We start from the raw sequence: 17,846 nt of genomic DNA on the forward strand, positions 1-17,846 counted from the left end.
GCGGCAAACCAATAATCGATCGCGCTGTGACGCACGTCACTGGAACTCGCCACACCGTGCCGGACAGGTCCCAGACGTGACCACAGAATTGCGCACTCGGATCAGGGACGGCGACCCCGACGCCTTCGCGGAGCTCTTCGACGCCTACGCGCGCGCCGTTTACAACCACGCTTTTCGGCTGACCGCCGACTGATCCGTCGCGGAGGACGTCATGGCGGAGGCGTTCATGGCGGCCTGGCGGATGCGGGAGAAGGTGGACGCGGACGGGGGATCGCTGCGTCCGTGGCTGCTCGGCGTCGCCACCAACGTCGCCCGCAACCACTTGCGGAGCAACCGGCGTTACCGCGCGGCGGCCGCCGCGTCGGTAGCCGACGCCCGTCGGGGCGCGCTGGAGATCCCCGACCACGCCGGCGAGATCGCCGGCCGGGTGGACGACCGCCGGCGACTGGCCGCCACCCTGCGCGCGCTGGCCTCGCTGAAGCGCCGCGAACGTGAGGTGCTGGTGCTGTGCCTGTGGGAGGGCATGCCGTACGCGCAGGCGGCGACCGTCCTGGGCGTCCCCGTCGGTACCGTCCGCTCCCGGCTGTCCCGCGCCCGCAAGAAGCTGGGCAGACTCGCCGACGCCGAACTCGCCGCGGAGAAAAGGGAACTCGTCGCGCCAGTTCGACAGGTAAGAGGAGACCGCGCATCCGCGGTCCGGTCCGCACGGGAGGGAAACCGATGAACACCGATCGTTCACCGCGTCCGGCCGAGTGGCGGGAGACCGAGGGTCTCCTGCCGCCGGCCGAGCGGGATCTGCCGGTGGGCCGCCACGAGTTCCACAAGGAGCGCCTCATGGCCCAGATCCACGACGAGACACGCACCACCGCCCCCGCCGCCGCGCCGGCCGCCGCGCTGGCCCGCCCCCAGGAGCGGCGCGGCTGGTTCCGGCGCCCGGCGATCGTTCTGCCACTCGCGGCGTGTGCCCTGGCCGGCGTGATCGCGACCAGCGGTGTCCTCGCCGGACAGGACGGCACCGACAGCGGCACCGGCCTCACCGCCGGACCGGTCCTGACCACCGAGATCGGCAGCGCCAGCGCCACCGGCACCGTCGCCCTGCTCGACCGAATCTCCCTGGCCGCCACGGAATCCCCGACTCCGGAGCCGCGCGCCGACCAGTTCCTCTACGTGGAGTCCACCACCGCCGACACCCACGTCAAGACCTCCGGCGACGAGCACACCGTGGTGAGCGACAAGCCGCACCGCCGGCAGGTCTGGCAGTCGCCCGACGGGCACAAGGGATGGCTGATCGAGCCGGGCGTCAGCCCCGAGGGCGGCGAGACGCTCGACTCGCCGCACGGTTCCTCCTCGTCGTGGGACATCCTGAGCAAGCTGCCCACCGACCCCGACGCCCTGCTCAAGAAGGTCTACGCGGAGAGCGAAGGGCAGGGCAACAGCCCCGACCAGGCGGCGTTCTCCGCGATCGGGGACCTGCTCGGCGAGAGCTACCCGCCGTCCGGGCTGGAGGCCGCGCTCTACAAGGCTGTGACGAAGATCCCCGGTGTCGTCACGGTCGACGGCGCCGTCGACGCCGAGGGACGCGAGGGCATCGCCGTGGCGCGCCTGGACAACGTCAGCGGTGAGCGCGAGGAGTGGATCTTCGAAGAGAAGACCCTCACCTTCCTCGGCACCCGGCACGTACAGGTCACCAGGGGCGAGAACCCCAACCCCGAGGACCTGCTGATCAAGCCCGGTACCGTCACCCACACGAGCGCCGTGACCAGCCGCGCCGTCGTCGACGGCATCAAGCAGACGCTCACCCGGGCGAGCTGAACACCGGCACCCGGACGGGGCGGGGGCGGGGCGCGGGCGGCGTGCGGGTGGCGTGCGGGTGGCTCCCCGCAAGCATCCGGCGATGGCGCGCCGCGCCCCGGCCTTCTACTCTCGCAGGGCGTGCGCGAGGGCTTCGTCCAACAGTTCCCGCAGGGCCGATGAGGTCGGTGCGACGGCGGTGGCGAGCAGTGCCGGGCCGCCGGCCAGCGGTGTGAGGACGGCGCATCCGCCCCGGGAACCCTCGCCGAGGAGTACGGGGCCACGGGGCGTGCCCATCTCGGGGTCGACGAGCAGGAGTTGGCCGACGGCGCGGTGTGTGTGCAGGACGGACGGGCCGTCCCAACCGGGCTCGGGGTCCCCGTACGCCGTCCGCTGGTCGAGCAGCGGTCTTCCGGCGCGGTGGACCAGGAGTCGGCTGACGAGGTGGCCCGGATCCTCGTTGGCCCGGCCCAGGAGCTGCTCCTCTCGCAGCAACAGCCGGGAGGTGGCGGCGAGTTCCACGGTGCAGGTCTGCCGGAGGTTGCTGCCCGCGGCGCTGATCAGCGGCTGGGGCAGCCAGCGCAGGGTGGTGTGTTCCCCGGCGGTGAGCCGTACGTCGTAAGTGGCCGGGGCGGTCGTGGGACCGCGCAGGGCGAGCGTGGCGGCGGCCGTCGTGACTTCCAGTACGGCCCGGTCCCCGGCGGTGACGTCGATGGTGAGCCGGTCGCCGCCGAGCGGGGCACTCATCGCACCGATGATCCCCACCTTGGCGGTGTTTCCGTCGGTGCGCATGCGCCGGAGGTGGAACGGACCGTCACTGCGCAGCTGCGGAAGCGTGGTGGCGCGCCCGTTGTACGTGGCACGGATACGGGCCGTGGCCCGCACCCCGTCCGGGTGCCCGGCGGGCTCCTCGGCTCCGGAGGGGATCCCGGCCGGTGCCCCTTGGTCCGCGGCGAGTTGCGCGGCGGGGCTCATACGGCGGCCTTGGCGTGCCACGCGTTGAGGTGGGCGGTGACCCATTCGGCGACCTCGCGGATGCCGTCGTCCGAGGTGAGGCTGGTGAAGATGACGGGAAGACCGCCGCGTTGCCGTTCGGCGTCGGCGGCCATGGTGGCTAGGTCGGCACCGACGTGCGGGGCGAGGTCGGTCTTGTTGATGACGAGGAGGTCGGCGGTGGTGATGCCGGGGCCGCCCTTGCGGGGGATGTCGTCCCCGCTGGAGACGTCGATGACGAAGATCTGCTCGTCGACGAGGCCCTTGGAGAAGGTCGCGGTGAGGTTGTCGCCACCGGACTCGACGAGCGTGAGGTCGAGGGGGTGGAGAGTCCGCTCCAGGTGTTCGACGGCTTCGAGGTTGGCCGAGATGTCGTCGCGGATCGCGGTGTGCGGGCACGCGCCGGTCTCCACCGCGGTGATCCGCTCGGGCGACAGCACGGCCTCGCGCAGCAGGTATTCGGCGTCCTCGCGGGTGTAGATGTCATTCGTGACGACGGCGATCGACCAGCGGTCACGCAGGGCGCGGCAGAGCGCGGCGACGCTCGCTGTCTTGCCGGAGCCGACGGGCCCGCCCAGGCCGACCCGGAGGGCTCGGCGGGTGCCGTCGGCGCTGAACGGCTCGGCGCTGTGGGTGTGGTGGAGCGGCATGGTGACGGGCTGGTCGAGGTGCACGAAGAACTCCAGAGGTGGGAAGGTTCAGGAGGCGAAGAGCCGGACGGTCCAGGCGGCGTGCTGTTCACCGGTGATGTCCAGCAGCGGCGAGGACGCCGACGGCAGGGCGTCGACGCCCTCGACCGTGACGCGGTCCGCAGCGTGGGCTGCGGCCGTGGCGACGGCGTCGGTCTCGGCGCTGAGGCGGGCCAGCAGCCCCGAGGCGTCGAGCGGGTCGAGGCTGAGCAGACGCACCGCCGCGGTGGCCGGGCCACTGACGCTCTCGTACGCCGCGGCACAGGCGGCGTCCAGCGGGGTGAGCCCGGCGGCGCGGGCGGCGAGACCCAGCACGAGCGGCTGGTGGGCGCCGCGAGGACGCTCGGCGGCCAGCCGTTCCAGTTCCTCGGACGGGAAGGTGGCACGGGCCGCGCGCATCAGCTGCCGGCCGAGCCGACGTGCGACGGCGCGCAGCGCGGGGACGGGGGTGCGTGCGTCGGCTGCCTCGTCCAGCAGCAGCGGGTCGACTCCGGCGGCAGCCGCGGCTGCCAGACCGGCCATGGTCAGGCCGGTGGTGTGGAGACGGCCGCGGCAGAACGCCTGGAGGCTGTTGGTGTCGTGTACGGCTTTGTGGGCGATCGCGGCTTCGACGCCGCCTGAGTGGGCGTGCCCTCCGGCGGGGAAGCGGCCGTCGGCCAGCAGGAGCAGGGCTGCACGGCTCATGGGTGAGCGGCTGCCTTTCACATTCACGGGGTCGGAAGTCTCGCCGGAGGTGAGCGGGCGACGGTTCAGAAGCCGTTCAGAACGGCAGTTCAGAAGAGGAAGTACCGCTGTGCCAGAGGTACTTCGCTGACGTACGAGCGCGGCACGGTCGCACCGTTGAGTTCCGTGCGGGCGTCGCTCGTGGTCGCACCGCCGATGGTGACCTCGAAGCTGTTGTGGTCGACTTCGAGGCTGTCGGGCACGGTGCCGTTCAGTTTCATGTCGGCCTTCGTGACGTCCCGGGTGCGTGCGATGTCCACGAAGTCCTTGCCGAGACCGAGGCCCGGACTGCCGCCGGTGCCGTCTCCGTTCAGTCTGCCGGCCACGCCCGGAGCCACGAAGTTCACCGAGTTGCGTCCCGGGGAGCGGCCGGTGGAGCCCCAGACCGGGCGCGCCTGGTAGGGCTGCGGCGTGGTGATCGACGCGTTGGCGTCACCGACCTGCGCGTACGCGAGCTGGCCGCCCTTGAGGACCATGTGCGGTCTGACGCCGTAGAACTTCGGCTCCCACAGCACCAGATCGGCGAGCTTCCCGGTCACCACATCGCCGACATGGCCGTCGATGCCGTGGGTGATCGCCGGGTTGATCGTGTACTTGGCGACGTACCGGCGGGCCCGGAAGTTGTCGTTCGGCTGCCGCCGCCGGTCGTTGAAGGAGTGGTCCGTGTCGTCGGTGATCGCGCGGACCCCCGCGGCTTCGAGGTCCTCCTTCAGCGGTCCGTAGCGGCTCTTCATGACGTGCGCGGTCTGCCAGGTACGCATGACCATCTCGCCGATGCGGCCCATCGCCTGGGCGTCGGAGGACATCATGGAGATCGCGCCCATGTCGTGGAGGAGATCCTCAGCGGCCATGGTGGACGGCCGGATCCGGGAGTCGGCGAAGGCGATGTCCGCCGGGATGTCCGGGTTGAGGTGATGGCACACGATCATCATGTCGACGTGCTCCTTGACGGTGTTGACCGTCAGAGGACGCGTCGGGTTGGTCGAGGCCGGGAGGACGTTCGGTTCCTTGACCAGCTCGATCATGTCGGGCGCGTGACCGCCGCCGGCACCCTCGACATGGAAGATGTGGAGGGAGCGCGCCTTCATCTTCATGGGCTTCCCCCCTGCGTCCCTGCCGTCCCCGGTGAAAGCCGCACGCGTACTCTCCAGGAACCCTGACTCGTTCAGCGAGTCGGCGTGCAGGGCGAGTTGGACACCGCGCTCTTCACAGACCTCCAGGGCCCGGTCGATCACCGCGGGCGTGGCACCCCAGTCCTCGTGGATCTTGAAGCCACAGACACCGGCGTCCACCTGCGCGTTGAGCTCGTGCTCGTTCATCGTGCTGCCCTTGCCGAGCAGACCGATGTTGACCGGGAACTCGTCCAGCGCCTCGAAAACCCGCCTGATGTGCCACGCGCCCGGGGTGACGGTGGTGGCCGTACTGCCTTCCGCCGGTCCCGTACCGCCGCCGATCAGGGTGGTCACACCCGAGGCCAGCGCCTCGTGGATCTCCCCGGGGCAGATGAAGTGGACATGGGTGTCCACGCCGCCCGCCGTGAGGATCCGCCCATTGCCGGAAATGACCTCGGTGCTCGGCCCGATGACGAAACTCACCGGCGTCACCGGCACCGGAACCGTGTTGCCCGGAGTCGTACGGTTCGGCGTCTCGAACCTGTCGCTCGCGATCGGGTCCATCGTCTCGGGGTTGTACGCCTTGCCGATGGCCGTGATCGCGCCGTCGCGGATGCCGACGTCGGCCTTGACCACACCCCACCAGTCCAGGATCAGCGCGCCCGTGATGACGGTGTCCACTGGCCGGTGGTCCGTGGCGGTGCCGTCGGTGTGCCTTCCGTCCCTGGCGAGGTGCGACATTCCCATCGACTCGCGGACCACCTTGCCGCCGCCGAAGATCACCTCGTTGCCGCTGTACGAAGGACCGCCGCTCCAGTCGGCCTCGATCTCCAGCGTGAGGTCGGTGTCGGCGAGCCGGACCCGGTCGCGTGTGGTCGGTCCGTACAGCGCGGTGTAGTCCGCCCGCGTCAGCTCGTTGCCCGGCTTCGGCCCCTGGCCGCAGCCCTGTCCCTGTGGGGCGCTCATCGGACGATCCCCTCGCGCAGTCCCTGGATCCTGGTCAGGTCGCCGGTGTCGCCGCCGGCCGTGACATCGCCCTGGATCTGCACCAGTTCCACGGAGCGCTCGTCGCCGGGCTCGAAGCGCACGGAGGTGCCCGCGGCGATGTTGAGCCGTCGGCCCTTCGCCGCGTCGCAGTTCCACAGACCGCGGTCATCCGGGACCGCCTGGTCGGCGGGCACCTCGACACCGACGACCTTGAGCCCCGGGTTGACCTCGGCGAAGTGATAGTGGGAGCCGACCTGGACGGGACGGTCCGACTCGTTCCTCACCTTGATCCTCGTCCTGCCAGGCCCCGGCAAGGTGGTGGCGTCCCTCTGCAAACTGACGCCCTGTGTGTCCCCGTCGAGGTGCACGTTGAAGTAAATCGGGTCGTACCGGCCGACCTGCGAGGAGTCCGGTTCACCGGGTGGCCGGGGGTGCTCGACCTTCCCCGGGTGGACGCCCGGCTCCTCCGCGCCTTCCGGAACGGGGTCGTGGATGGTCACCAGCTTGGTGCCGTCCGGGAAGGTGGCCTCCACCTGAACGTTCTTGATCATCTCCGGGACGCCGTCCATCACCTCGTCACGGGTGAGCAACTGCCGCCCCGAGTCCATGACGTCGCTGACCGTCGCGCCGTCGCGCGCCGCCTCGAAGACATGCACCGTCAACAGGGCCATCACTTCTGGATAGTTGAGACGCAGCCCGCGGTCCCGGCGCCTTTGTGCAACGTCGGCCGCGACATGGATCAGCAGGCGCTCCCGCTCATGCGGAGTCAAATGCACGATGAGCCATTTCTCTTGGTCGGACAGTGCGTGCGACCAGGCACACCGGAGATCACGAACACATCCCCCAGGCCGGCGACCGGGCGCTCCTCGATCATCGGCGGACAAGTTCAGCGAAACGGCCGAACCTCGGATAAACCACACCACCTGATGAACCCGCGCCGCGGGACGATCCGACCCACCGGACAGACCCTAGGTCTGCGCCATGTCCACGAAGCGGGAGTAGTGGCCCTGGAACGCCACCGTGATCGTCGCCGTCGGGCCGTTACGGTGCTTCGCCACGATCAGGTCCGCCTCGCCCGCGCGCGGCGACTCCTTCTCGTACGCGTCCTCCCGGTGCAGCAGCACCACCATGTCCGCGTCCTGCTCGATGCTGTTGTGAATGTTGATCCCGTCCGCTACGAAGTTGTGCGTCCCCAACACCGTCGCGTCGTAGACCTCTTGCCTTCCTTGGCTCTCCACGGAAACGACCTCGTCCCAGAAGACGTCACTCGTGGCCAGCATGTCCAGATCGGCGCTCCGGAGGACCTCGGCCACCTTCGACAGACATGCACGACCCGGTGACGCCTTGTAGAGCGCAGACCCGGAGTAATTCGTACCCAGCGCCAGCTGGAAGGCGCGGGTCGTCACCGCCTGTCCGCGCATCAGCTCGCGCACGGTGTCCCATACCTGCTTGGGCACCGTGTCCAGGTTGGTGTTCGGCTTGACATCCCGCAGCCGCTCCGAGGCCGTGATCACGTGCCTGGCCCGCGCCCCGTGAACCCCCACGTCCGCCAGGAATCGCCGCTGGTCGTCCACACCTGAGATATCAACCGTCCATCCCGGCCGCCCCCGGGTATTGCCCACGGCGCGCAGCCGTCCACGGATGTCCAGACGCAGCAGCAACAACTGGAGGTCGCGGGCCAGCCGCTCACTCGTCGTCGCGTAGTAGATCCGCACCGCGCCGGACTTGGAGACCGTCACCGAGCCGTCCGTCGCCCACAGATGGCGCAGGAACAGTTGAACCTGCTCGTCCGGGAGCCCGAAAAGCTCGGGCGGCAGAAACTTCTCGTGCGCGCGCTTGCCGTAGAGCCCGAAGTGTGCCGCCGCTTCCTCGACGGCGCGGAGGTTCGCGTCGTCGTTGCTCGTGTAGTGAATCGACTGGCGCGGCGCCACACAGCCGTCTCCGAGGAGGTGAGCGAGCATGACCAGCTCCGGCTCCGGCCACGCCGTCGTACGCGCGGGGGCATCGATCCGACGGGGAGTCGCGATCCGCGAGCCGACACCGAGCTCGCCGAGCGGCCGCCAGCCGTCGTATGTCAGGAACGGGTGATTCGCCGTCGCCTCGATCTCCCTGCCCGAGGCCAGCCTCAGCCGGAAGACCTCCTTCACGCCGCTCGGGAAAACATGCGTCATCGTGCGGGGTACGAGCCTGAGGTTCTCGTCCAGCGACCAGACAGGGATGTCCCGCTCACCACTGGCGAGCAGCTCGCCCATCGTGACCTCCGCGCCCGTGTCGGCGCGGAGCACGCGGGTGCCTGCCGTGACGCAGCCCGACTCGCGCAGGTCCGAGACCATCGGCTTCTTGTCCGTGCGCTGTTCGGGGCCACGGTTCAGCTGGGAGAGCGCGATCACCGGGAGCTCCAGCTCCTTCGCCAGCAGTTTGAGGTTTCGCGACATGTCCGAGACCTCCTGCTGGCGGCTCTCCGCGCGCTTGGAACCGCCGGACTGCATCAGCTGGAGATAGTCGATGACCACCAGCTTCAGTCCGTTGCGCTGCTTGAGCCGGCGGCACTTCGCGCGGATCTCCATCATCGACAGGTTCGGTGAGTCGTCGATGTAGAGCGGCGCCTGGGAGACGTCCGGCATCCGGCGGGCCAGTCGCGTCCAGTCCTCGTCGGTCATCGTGCCCGAGCGCATATGGTGCAGCGCCACCCGCGCCTCGGCCGAGAGCAGACGCATCGCGATCTCGTTGCGGCCCATCTCCAGGGAGAAGATGACGCTCGGCAGGTTGTTCTTGATGGAGGCCGCGCGCGCGAAGTCCAGCGCGAGCGTGCTGTTGTGGGTGGGGATCATGGAACGAGTCGCGAGGTACAGGTGCGCGGGGTTGTCCACCTGGACGCAGCGGACCGGGACGCTGTCCACTTCCTCGACAGCCGTGATGAAACGCCGCGTGGGCCCCGGTGCCGCCTCGTCGGCTGTCGTGAAACTGATCGTGTAGCGCGACTCTCCCGGCCCTTCACCGGCGCGGTCGACGCGCTCGGTCGACACCTCGCACCGGTGCCCGAGGCTCAGCACCAGCTCACGGAAGCCCTCGGCGAGAGCGCGATCCGTGACGGCGAAGCGCGCGGATCCCGTGCCGGTCACCGCGCCGTCGGCGCCGAGAAGGCCTGCGAGCAGTGCGCGACGCTGCGCGAGGGAGGCCCGTAGGTACTCCTGGGGGATGTGCTTGTCCCCCGGGAGTCCCCTCGCCGGGTCGTCGCCCGCATCGCCGAGCCGGGCGCCCAGCTCGTACGGAGCCACGGGGAGATCGCGCTCGGGCAGGTCAAGGGGTGCGGTGGTCCGTACGGAGTGGTTCGCGCGCCCGTCAGACGTGAGACAGCGGACCGTTTCGGCGATCTCCTTGGTGGTCCTGACCTCAGCCGATCGGCCGGAGGCGCGCGTCTCCGTGAGCCACTGGTGTTCGGCATCGGCGACGACGCTCGATCCGTCATCAAAAGTGATCTTGTAGCAGGGGCGATCACGCATGATGCCGGTCGCTGCCACCACCCGTGTGGGTCGGCCCGTCGCGTCGAGCAGGAAGTCGTCCGGCTGCGCCTCTCCCATGGTGGTCCAGCCGGTGGGGGTGGGCAGCGGGGTGTCCAGAGCAAGGGCCTTACCCATCGCGGGACGGGCCGCGATGACGATCATCTGGCCCGGGTGCAGCCCGTTCGTGAGCGAGTCGAAGTCCGTGAACCCCGTCGGCACGCCCGTCATCTCACCGCTGCGTGAACCGATCGCCTCGATCTCGTCGAGCGCGCCCTCCATGATGTCGCCGAGGGGCAGATAGTCCTCGCTGGTGCGCTGTTCGGTGACCGCGTAGATCTCGGCCTGGGCGGAGTTGACGATCTCGTCGACGTCGCCGTCCGCCGCGTATCCCATCTGCGTGATCTTGGTGCCGGCCTCGACGAGGCGCCGCAGCACCGCGCGCTCGTGCACGATCTCCGCGTAGTACGACGCGTTCGCCGCCGTCGGCACCGACTGGACCAGCGTGTGCAGATACGACGCTCCGCCGACCCGGGTGATCTCACCGCGCTTGGTCAGCTCTGCGGCCACCGTGATGGGGTCGGCCGGCTCGCCCTTCGCGTACAGGTCGAGGATCGCCTGGAAGACCGTCTCGTGCGCGGGCCGGTAGAAGTCGTGACCCTTGATGATCTCCACGACGTCGGCGATGGCGTCCTTGGAGAGGAGCATGCCGCCGAGGACGGACTGCTCGGCGTCCAGATCCTGGGGAGGCACCCGCTCGAAGCCGGGCGATCCGCCGTCCCACGACGCGTTGTCCCTGCCGCGCTCGTGCTGCTCGTCGCGGCCCTTCGCCTCACCGCGGCGCTGGCGGGAGGCAGGCAGACGATCGCTCGGCCCGGCTTCGGTCCAGGGGTCGTCCAATGGCTCGGGGATGCTCATCGGGCCACCTCCTCCCGTCCGCCCAGCGGACCTAGGGCCTGTCGTGTGGATCTTGCCTGGCTCGCGGCCCGATCCACACGACAGGCCCTGGCCGTGCCACTCTTTCTACGGCACCGCACTGACAAATCGAGTGGCCTGACTCCGGTTCCGGCACGTCGGACGCCGGTCCACGGTAGGCCTGCGGGGACCGTCCGCCAATCTGGTTATCCACAGGCCATGTGGACGAAGGACCATATGCTGTGGAGAACCCCGGCGAACCTGTGCACGGACCGGGGGACAGCTCTGTGGACAACCTCGCGACCTCGCCGCCACACCCCCTCTGAGCTGGACTTTCTCCGTCCACCGGCTGTGGGGGAGAAAAACTTTTCAAGCTGGTCCAAGATCCGAGCAAACGGCGCACAGCAGCGCCCGGTTCTCCCCAGACGGTAAGGATCAATTCCCCATTGCATCTCTTACCTGTGGAAGATTAGATTGACCGCATGACACAGGTCCCCACGGCACCCGGGTCCGGGCCCGACAGCCGGTCCGAGGCCGGCCCATCCAAGTCCGGCGCGCCGACAGCCGGACCGCCCAATGCCGACCGGCGCCGGCACGATCGCGAGATCGTCGCGCTCGCCGTACCCGCCTTCGGCGCCCTCGTCGCCGAGCCGCTGTTCCTGATGGTCGACAGCGCGATCGTCGGCCATCTCGGCACTCCGCAGCTCGCCGGTCTGGCCATCGCGGCGGCCCTGCTGACCACGGCCGTGAGCATCTTCGTCTTCCTCGCCTACGCCACCACGGCCGCCGTCGCCCGCCGCGTCGGCGCCGGCGATCTTCAGGCGGCCATCCGTCAGGGCGTGGACGGCATCTGGCTCGCCCTGCTGCTGGGCGCCGCCGTCATCGCCATCACCCTCCCCCTGGCGCCCTGGCTCGTCGACATCTTCGGCGCCTCCGACACCGCCGCGCCGTACGCGATCACCTATCTGCGGATATCCAGCCTCGGCATCCCCGCGATGCTGGTCGTCCTGGCGGCGACCGGCGTCCTGCGCGGTCTCCAGGACACCCGGACCCCGCTGTACGTCGCCATCGGCGGGTTCGCCGCCAACGCCGTCCTCAATGTGGGCCTTGTCTACGGCGCCGGTCTCGGCATCGCCGGTTCCGCCTGGGGCACGGTCATCGCCCAGTTCGGCATGGCCGCCGCCTATCTGATCGTGGTCGTACGAGGCGCCCGCCGCCACGGCGCCTCACTGCGGCCCGACTCCGCCGGCATACGGGCGAGCGCCCAGGCGGGCGTCCCCCTCCTCGTCCGTACGCTCTCCCTGCGCGCCGTCCTGATGATCGCCACCGCCGTCGCCGCCCGGCTCGGTGACGCCGATGTGGCCGCGCACCAGATCATCCTGTCGCTGTGGAGCCTGACGGCCTTCGCGCTCGACGCCATCGCCATAGCCGGACAGGCCATCATCGGCCGGTATCTGGGGGCGAACGATCCCCAGGGCGCCAGGGACGTCTGCCGCCGCATGGTGCAGTGGGGTGTGGTCTCCGGCGTGGGGCTCGGGGTGCTCATCGTGCTGGCGCGCCCTCTGTTCATCCCGCTCTTCACCGGGGACCAGGTGGTCCAGGACACGCTGCTCCCGGCGCTTCTGGTGGTGGCGGTCACCCAGCCGATCGCGGGCGTCGTCTTCGTCCTGGACGGTGTGCTGATGGGTGCGGGCGACGGCCCCTATCTGGCGAAGGCGATGGTCGTGACGCTGGCGGTCTTCGCCCCGGCCGCGCTCCTGGTGCCGGTGTTCGGGGGCGGCCTCACCGCCCTGTGGTGGGCCATGACGCTCATGATGGCGGTCCGCATGCTGACGCTCTGGCTCCGCACCCGGTCCGGCCACTGGCTGGTCACGGGCGCCACGCGCTGACCGGCCCCGCTGACCGCACCCCGGGCGGGTCGGTCGGGCAGGCCCAGGCCCGTCAGACCGCGCCCGGCCGGACCGCTCTGGTTTCACGTGAAACCACGCATGTGAAACAACGAAAGGGCCGCACCCCCGGCTGGGGCGCGGCCCTCCCACTGCTGTCTGCCGGCCACCGGGCGGACCCGGTGAACCAATGCGGTCAGAGCCCTACGCGGGCACGACCTCGACGCCGAACTTCGCGGCGACCTCGGGGTGCAGACGCACGGACACCTGGTGCGAGCCCAGGGTCTTGATCGGCGAACCGAGCTCGATACGTCGCTTGTCGACGTCCGGGCCACCGGCGGACTTGATCGCCGAAGCGAGGTCGGCCGGGGTGACGGAGCCGAAGAGACGGCCGGCGTCGCCGGAGCGGACGGCCAGACGCACCTTCACGCCTTCGATGCGGGCCTTGATCTCGTTGGCCTGCTCGATGGTGGCGATCTCGTGGATCTTGCGAGCGCGACGAATCTGCTCGACGTCCTTCTCGCCACCCTTGGTCCAGCGGATCGCGAAACCACGCGGGACCAGGTAGTTACGGGCGTACCCGTCCTTGACGTCGACGACGTCACCGGCGGTGCCGAGGCCGGAGACCTCTTGAGTGAGGATGATCTTCATGATTGGGTCACCCTCCCCTTATCGCGCGGTGGACGTGTAGGGCAGCAGCGCCATCTCACGGCTGTTCTTGACGGCCGTGGCGACGTCACGCTGGTGCTGCGTGCAGTTGCCGGTGACGCGGCGGGCACGGATCTTGCCACGGTCGGAAATGAACTTCCGCAGCATGTTCGTGTCCTTGTAGTCCACGTACTGGGTCTTGTCCTTGCAGAACGCGCAGACCTTTTTCTTAGGCTTGCGCACAGGCGGCTTCGCCATGGTGTTTCTCCTGTGTGATCAAGAAAGTGGGAGCGAGCTGCCCTAGAAGGGCGGCTCGTCCGAGTAGCCGCCGCCGGAGCCGCCGGAACCGCCGGAGCTTCCGCCCCAGCCGCCTCCGTTGCCCCCGCCGCCCTGCGGCTGCTGCTGGCCGCCGGCCGGCGCGCTGGTCGCCCAGGGGTCGTCGGCGGGTGCTCCGCCGCCGCCCTGCTGGCCACCGCCGCCCGAACCGCCGCCCCAGCTGCCGCCGCCCTGCTGCTGACCGCCGCCACCGCCGCCGTAACCGCCCTGGGCGCCGCGACCGGTGGTCTTGGTGACCTTGGCCGTGGCGGTCTTCAGGCTGGGGCCGACTTCCTCGACGTCCAGCTCGTAGACCGTGCGCTTGACGCCCTCGCGGTCCTCGTAGGACCGCTGCTTCAGCCGGCCCTGCACGACGACGCGCATGCCCCGCTGAAGCGACTCGGCGACATTCTCGGCCGCCTGACGCCAGACCGAGCAGGTGAGGAACAGGCCTTCGCCGTCCTTCCACTCGTTGGTCTGCCTGTCGAAGATGCGGGGAGTGGACGCGACACGGAACTTCGCGACCGCCGCACCGGACGGGGTGAAGCGCAGCTCGGGGTCGTCGACGAGATTGCCGACGACCGTGATGACGGTCTCGCCTGCCATTGGGTGAACCTCTCGGCGGGGATTGCTTCTTGCTGCTGGCTGCTACTCGGACCCGATAACCGCTGAGCCAGAAGCTCAGTGGGTCTCGGGACGGAGGACCTTGGTCCGGAGGACCGACTCGTTCAGGTTCATCTGTCGGTCGAGCTCCTTGACGATCGCGGGCTCAGCCTGCAGATCGATGACCGAGTAGATGCCCTCGGGCTTCTTCTTGATCTCGTAAGAGAGACGACGACGGCCCCAGGTGTCGACCTTCTCAACCTTTCCTTCGCCCTCACGGACGACGGAGAGGAAGTTCTCGATCAGCGGGGAGACTGCTCGCTCCTCGAGATCGGGGTCGAGGATGACCATCACCTCGTAGTGACGCATGTGGAACCCACCTCCTTTGGACTCAGCGGCCACGGTCGTTCCGTGGCAGGAGGGTCGTGATGCGTGAGCAACGGTATCGGCCGCCACTGACAATCCCGCTCGACGAGGGATCCGACGAGCGATGATCGATTTCTGGCCTGGGCAGACACCGGTGCAGACCGTACAGACTACCCGCAGACCGGCTTCCGGTTGAAATCCGGCCGGGTACGGACGCACTCTGTACACATCGGGTGTGGGCGGCGTTACGAAGCGCCGCTTCCGGCAAGGCGCCAGGAGGTGCCCCATGGCACAGGCAACGCAGACGCGACCGAAGTCGACCGGTTCTCTCTTCGCCACCGATCACCGGCCCCATCCTCTCCAGGACACCCTGCTCTGGGTGACCGCGGTGCTGGGCGTCCTCGCGTTCATCTCCGGGATGTTCCACAACCTGCATCTGCTCAGCTCCTGGGCGGGGCTCATCGGCATCCTCACCGGCCTGTACAGCCAGTACGTCTCCGTGACGACGCACGAGCGGTTCGCGACGCTCATGGGTCTGGGCTCGGCCGGCGTCGGCTTCTACCTCGGCATGGCACACGGCGGCCTGTTCGGCGGAGTGCTGGGCTGACGCCCGCTCCGAAGGCGGGCCCGGTGCCCGCTCCGCCCCGTGGCCAGCCGGGGCGCTCCATCGGCAAGTAGGCTTCGGCGCGAGAGCCGGAGCCCCCCTACTCCATGGGGACACATCTGCGAGGAGCGCCCCGCATGACCCTGACGCTGAGCACCATCAGTCGCGAGCAGCATCTGGCGTACATCCAGAGTCTGCCCGCGGCCAGCCACTGCCAGGTCCCCGCGTGGGCGGACGTGAAGACGGAGTGGCGCTCGGAGAGCCTGGGCTGGTTCGACAGGGACGGCCAGTTGGTCGGCGCCGGACTGGTGCTCTACCGCCAACTGCCCAAGATCAAGCGGTATCTGGCGTATCTGCCCGAGGGCCCGGTCATCAACTGGTACGCCCCGAATCTGAGCGACTGGCTCCAGCCGATGCTGGCTCATCTGAAGAACCAGGGCGCGTTCTCCGTGAAGATGGGCCCGCCGGTCGTGATCCGCCGCTGGGACGCGGGAGCCATCAAGTCGGGCATCCAGGACCAGGACGTCAAGCGGCTGCGTGACGTCGAGGCCACCCATATCGAGCCGCGCGCCTTCGAAGTGGCCGACCGGCTGCGCAAGATGGGCTGGCAGCAGGGCGAGGACGGCGGGGCCGGCTTCGGAGACGTACAGCCCCGCTACGTCTTCCAGGTGCCGCTGGCCAACCGCTCCCTGGACGATGTCCTCAAGGGCTTCAACCAGCTGTGGCGGCGCAACATCAAGAAGGCGGAGAAGGCGGGCGTCGAGGTCGTCCAGGCCGGCTACAACGACCTGGAGGAGTGGCAGCGGCTGTACGAGATCACGGCCGAGCGCGACCACTTCCGGCCCCGCCCGCTCTCGTACTTCCAGCGGATGTGGACCGTCCTCAACTCCGAGGACCCCAACCGCATGCGGCTGTACTTCGCCCGGCACGAGGGGGAGAACGTCGCCGCCGCGACGATGCTCATCGTGGGCGGCCATGTCTGGTACTCCTACGGGGCGTCGGCCAACCACAAGCGGGAGGTCCGGCCATCGAACGCGATGCAGTGGCGGATGCTCCGTGACGCGTACGCGATGGGGGCCACCGTCTACGACCTGCGCGGCATCTCCGACTCCCTCGACGAGACCGACCACCTCTTCGGTCTCATCCAGTTCAAGGTCGGAACGGGCGGCGAGGCCGTCGAGTACGTGGGTGAGTGGGACTTCCCGCTCAACAAGCTGCTCCACAAGGCTCTCGACATGTATATGTCCCGACGCTGATCCCGACCCCCAGGCGGCGGAGTGCCGGTGGTCAGCACGCTGCGGAGCAGGACACCGGTGAACCGCACCAGCGCGCCCAGTAATCGCGTAAGGCCCCAAGGCCCGCGATGACGTTCATATCCTTCATACACCGCAGCCGAGAGAAAGGTTCCGGACCGGCATGGCGCTCTCCCTCTACGTCGACACCGCGCGCTGGCGGGCGCACCAGAAGTCGGTCATTGACCAGTTCCCGGGCCTCGTCCCGGTCTGCAAGGGCAATGGCTACGGCTTCGGACACGAGCGGCTCTCCGAGGAGACCACCCGCTTCGAGTCCGACATCCTCGCGGTCGGCACGATCTACGAAGCCGCCCGTATCAAGGACTGGTTCAGCGGCGACCTGCTGGTCCTGACCCCCTTCCGCCGCGGCGAGGAGCCCGTACCGCTGCCCGACCGCGTCATCCGCTCCGTCTCGTCGGTCGACGGCGTCTTCGCCCTGGTGGGCGCCCGCGTCGTCATCGAGTGCATGAGCTCCATGAAGCGCCACGGCGTCCGCGAGGAGGAGCTGGGCCAGCTGCACGCGGCCATCGAGGACGTACGCCTCGAAGGCTTCGCGCTGCATCTGCCGCTCGACCGCACGGACGGGTCCGACGCGGTCGAGGAGGTCATCGGCTGGATGGACCGGCTGCGCGCCGCCCGGCTCCCGCTGCACACCATGTTCGTCAGCCATCTGCGCGCCGAGGAACTCGCCCGTCTCCAGCGGCAGTTCCCGCAGACCCGATTCCGCGCCCGTATCGGAACACGGCTGTGGCTCGGCGACCACGACGCCACCGAGTACCGGGGCGCCGTGCTGGACGTGACCCGTGTCGTCAAGGGCGACCGGTTCGGCTACCGCCAGCAGAAGACCGCCTCCGACGGCTGGCTGGTGGTCGTCGCCGGCGGTACGTCGCACGGGGTCGGGCTTGAGGCTCCCAAGGCCCTGCACGGCGTGATGCCGCGTGCCAAGGGCGTGGCACGGGCGGGTCTGGCGACGGTCAACCGCAATCTGTCGCCGTTCGTCTGGTCGGGCAAGCAGCGCTGGTTCGCCGAGCCGCCGCACATGCAGGTGTCGATCCTGTTCGTGCCGGCCGACGCGCAGGAGCCCAAGGTGGGCGACGAGCTGGTGGCGCATCTGCGCCACACGACCACCCAGTTCGACCGGCTCGTGGACCGCTAGCCCCCCTGCCCGCTAGGGCCTGTCGTTTGGATCAGGCCGGATCAGGGAGCGGGGTCTGGTGCGTGCGATCGCAAGGCGGAGGAGAGAGACAACGCGGAGCGTTGGCGACCGACGACAACGCGGCGAGCGTGCGTGCCGGGGACCGCGAGCCCGGCAAGATCCAAACGACAGGCCCTAGGTGTATTGATCACGAGCGTTGTTGACACTGGTCGGGCTTGATCATGGCGAAGACCTCCGGTGTGGTGGAGCTGTCTAGGACTGCACCA

Annotated in this window: 15 protein-coding genes and 2 pseudogenes; 6 read left to right on the forward strand and 11 right to left on the reverse strand. The window is 69.2% G+C overall.

Annotated features, from left to right (window positions below):
- Positions 1-76 precede the first annotated feature (76 nt).
- Both ACFWV8_RS19130 and ACFWV8_RS19135 read left to right on the forward strand, forming a co-directional pair.
- A pseudogene (locus ACFWV8_RS19130) lies at positions 77-724 on the forward strand (RNA polymerase sigma factor).
- The gene (locus ACFWV8_RS19135) at positions 721-1,812 is read left to right on the forward strand and encodes a CU044_5270 family protein (RefSeq protein WP_384203242.1); all 1,092 of its coding nucleotides are present in this window, start codon (positions 721-723) and stop codon (positions 1,810-1,812) included. Before ACFWV8_RS19130 ends, ACFWV8_RS19135 begins: the two are co-directional and overlap by 4 nt.
- Before the next feature lie 105 nt (positions 1,813-1,917).
- Here ACFWV8_RS19135 and ACFWV8_RS19140 read toward each other — a convergent pair whose 3' ends face one another.
- The 7 genes and pseudogenes from ACFWV8_RS19140 to dnaB all read right to left on the reverse strand — a co-directional run bounded on the left by ACFWV8_RS19140 (position 1,918) and on the right by dnaB (position 10,713).
- Positions 1,918-2,766: an urease accessory protein UreD gene (locus ACFWV8_RS19140; protein WP_384203245.1), complete on the reverse strand. Its 849-nt coding sequence runs from the start codon at positions 2,764-2,766 to the stop codon at positions 1,918-1,920.
- Positions 2,763-3,458 (reverse strand): urease accessory protein UreG, encoded by a 696-nt coding sequence (gene ureG, locus ACFWV8_RS19145; RefSeq protein ID WP_384203248.1) that lies wholly within the window; start codon positions 3,456-3,458, stop codon positions 2,763-2,765. The genes ACFWV8_RS19140 and ureG overlap by 4 nt, the downstream gene beginning before the upstream one ends.
- A gap of 24 nt (positions 3,459-3,482) precedes the next feature.
- Positions 3,483-4,157: an urease accessory protein UreF gene (locus ACFWV8_RS19150; RefSeq protein ID WP_384203251.1), complete on the reverse strand. Its 675-nt coding sequence runs from the start codon at positions 4,155-4,157 to the stop codon at positions 3,483-3,485.
- Between the two features lie 89 nt (positions 4,158-4,246).
- The gene (locus ACFWV8_RS19155; RefSeq protein WP_384203254.1) at positions 4,247-6,274 is read right to left on the reverse strand and encodes an urease subunit alpha; all 2,028 of its coding nucleotides are present in this window, start codon (positions 6,272-6,274) and stop codon (positions 4,247-4,249) included.
- Entirely contained in the window at positions 6,271-6,795 is a 525-nt protein-coding gene (locus ACFWV8_RS19160) for an urease subunit beta (RefSeq protein WP_384203282.1), read from the reverse strand. Before ACFWV8_RS19160 ends, ACFWV8_RS19155 begins: the two co-directional genes overlap by 4 nt.
- Positions 6,775-7,071 (reverse strand): annotated as a pseudogene (locus tag ACFWV8_RS19165) (urease subunit gamma); the annotation flags it as partial. The pseudogene ACFWV8_RS19165 and the gene ACFWV8_RS19160, both read right to left, overlap by 21 nt.
- A gap of 192 nt (positions 7,072-7,263) precedes the next feature.
- Complete coding sequence (dnaB, locus tag ACFWV8_RS19170) at positions 7,264-10,713, reverse strand: replicative DNA helicase (RefSeq protein WP_384203256.1); 3,450 nt, start codon at positions 10,711-10,713, stop codon at positions 7,264-7,266.
- A gap of 479 nt (positions 10,714-11,192) precedes the next feature.
- On the opposite strand from dnaB, the gene ACFWV8_RS19175 reads away from it, so the two are divergent.
- The gene (locus ACFWV8_RS19175) at positions 11,193-12,599 is read left to right on the forward strand and encodes an MATE family efflux transporter (protein ID WP_384203259.1); all 1,407 of its coding nucleotides are present in this window, start codon (positions 11,193-11,195) and stop codon (positions 12,597-12,599) included.
- A gap of 201 nt (positions 12,600-12,800) precedes the next feature.
- Here ACFWV8_RS19175 and rplI read toward each other — a convergent pair whose 3' ends face one another.
- From rplI to rpsF, 4 genes are all read right to left on the reverse strand, one after another.
- The gene (rplI, locus tag ACFWV8_RS19180) at positions 12,801-13,247 is read right to left on the reverse strand and encodes a 50S ribosomal protein L9 (protein ID WP_329385038.1); all 447 of its coding nucleotides are present in this window, start codon (positions 13,245-13,247) and stop codon (positions 12,801-12,803) included.
- Between the two features lie 18 nt (positions 13,248-13,265).
- Entirely contained in the window at positions 13,266-13,502 is a 237-nt protein-coding gene (gene rpsR / locus ACFWV8_RS19185) for a 30S ribosomal protein S18 (protein WP_003967857.1), read from the reverse strand.
- A 42-nt stretch (positions 13,503-13,544) separates the two neighbouring features.
- Entirely contained in the window at positions 13,545-14,165 is a 621-nt protein-coding gene (locus ACFWV8_RS19190; protein ID WP_329385036.1) for a single-stranded DNA-binding protein, read from the reverse strand.
- A gap of 75 nt (positions 14,166-14,240) precedes the next feature.
- Positions 14,241-14,531, reverse strand: coding sequence for a 30S ribosomal protein S6 (gene rpsF / locus ACFWV8_RS19195; RefSeq protein WP_069626054.1), 291 nt, complete (start codon positions 14,529-14,531; stop codon positions 14,241-14,243).
- Positions 14,532-14,814: 283 nt separating this feature from the next.
- Between rpsF and ACFWV8_RS19200 the strand changes: the two genes are divergently transcribed.
- The 3 genes from ACFWV8_RS19200 (at position 14,815) to ACFWV8_RS19210 (ending at position 17,580) form a co-directional block, all read left to right on the forward strand.
- Positions 14,815-15,135 (forward strand): hypothetical protein, encoded by a 321-nt coding sequence (locus tag ACFWV8_RS19200; protein WP_329385033.1) that lies wholly within the window; start codon positions 14,815-14,817, stop codon positions 15,133-15,135.
- 134 nt (positions 15,136-15,269) lie between these two features.
- Positions 15,270-16,388: a peptidoglycan bridge formation glycyltransferase FemA/FemB family protein gene (locus ACFWV8_RS19205; protein ID WP_329385031.1), complete on the forward strand. Its 1,119-nt coding sequence runs from the start codon at positions 15,270-15,272 to the stop codon at positions 16,386-16,388.
- A gap of 160 nt (positions 16,389-16,548) precedes the next feature.
- The gene (locus ACFWV8_RS19210) at positions 16,549-17,580 is read left to right on the forward strand and encodes an alanine racemase (RefSeq protein ID WP_384203265.1); all 1,032 of its coding nucleotides are present in this window, start codon (positions 16,549-16,551) and stop codon (positions 17,578-17,580) included.
- The last annotated feature ends 266 nt before the right edge of the window (positions 17,581-17,846 follow it).

This window comes from Streptomyces sp. NPDC058665 (assembly GCF_042714995.1).
Taxonomy (GTDB): Bacteria; Actinomycetota; Actinomycetes; order Streptomycetales; family Streptomycetaceae; genus Streptomyces.

Excerpts from the sequence above, each read along its gene's own strand:
- ACFWV8_RS19135 (WP_384203242.1), top strand. The coding sequence starts at position 721 with ATGAACACCGATCGTTCACCGCGTCCGGCCGAGTGGCGGGAGACCGAG.
- ACFWV8_RS19140 (WP_384203245.1), bottom strand. The coding sequence starts at position 2,766 with ATGAGCCCCGCCGCGCAACTCGCCGCGGACCAAGGGGCACCGGCCGGG.
- ACFWV8_RS19150 (WP_384203251.1), bottom strand. The coding sequence starts at position 4,157 with ATGAGCCGTGCAGCCCTGCTCCTGCTGGCCGACGGCCGCTTCCCCGCC.
- ACFWV8_RS19155 (WP_384203254.1), bottom strand. The coding sequence starts at position 6,274 with ATGAGCGCCCCACAGGGACAGGGCTGCGGCCAGGGGCCGAAGCCGGGC.
- dnaB (WP_384203256.1), bottom strand. The coding sequence starts at position 10,713 with ATGAGCATCCCCGAGCCATTGGACGACCCCTGGACCGAAGCCGGGCCG.
- ACFWV8_RS19175 (WP_384203259.1), top strand. The coding sequence starts at position 11,193 with ATGACACAGGTCCCCACGGCACCCGGGTCCGGGCCCGACAGCCGGTCC.
- rplI (WP_329385038.1), bottom strand. The coding sequence starts at position 13,247 with ATGAAGATCATCCTCACTCAAGAGGTCTCCGGCCTCGGCACCGCCGGT.
- rpsR (WP_003967857.1), bottom strand. The coding sequence starts at position 13,502 with ATGGCGAAGCCGCCTGTGCGCAAGCCTAAGAAAAAGGTCTGCGCGTTC.
- ACFWV8_RS19190 (WP_329385036.1), bottom strand. The coding sequence starts at position 14,165 with ATGGCAGGCGAGACCGTCATCACGGTCGTCGGCAATCTCGTCGACGAC.
- rpsF (WP_069626054.1), bottom strand. The coding sequence starts at position 14,531 with ATGCGTCACTACGAGGTGATGGTCATCCTCGACCCCGATCTCGAGGAG.
- ACFWV8_RS19200 (WP_329385033.1), top strand. The coding sequence starts at position 14,815 with ATGGCACAGGCAACGCAGACGCGACCGAAGTCGACCGGTTCTCTCTTC.
- ACFWV8_RS19205 (WP_329385031.1), top strand. The coding sequence starts at position 15,270 with ATGACCCTGACGCTGAGCACCATCAGTCGCGAGCAGCATCTGGCGTAC.
- ACFWV8_RS19210 (WP_384203265.1), top strand. The coding sequence starts at position 16,549 with ATGGCGCTCTCCCTCTACGTCGACACCGCGCGCTGGCGGGCGCACCAG.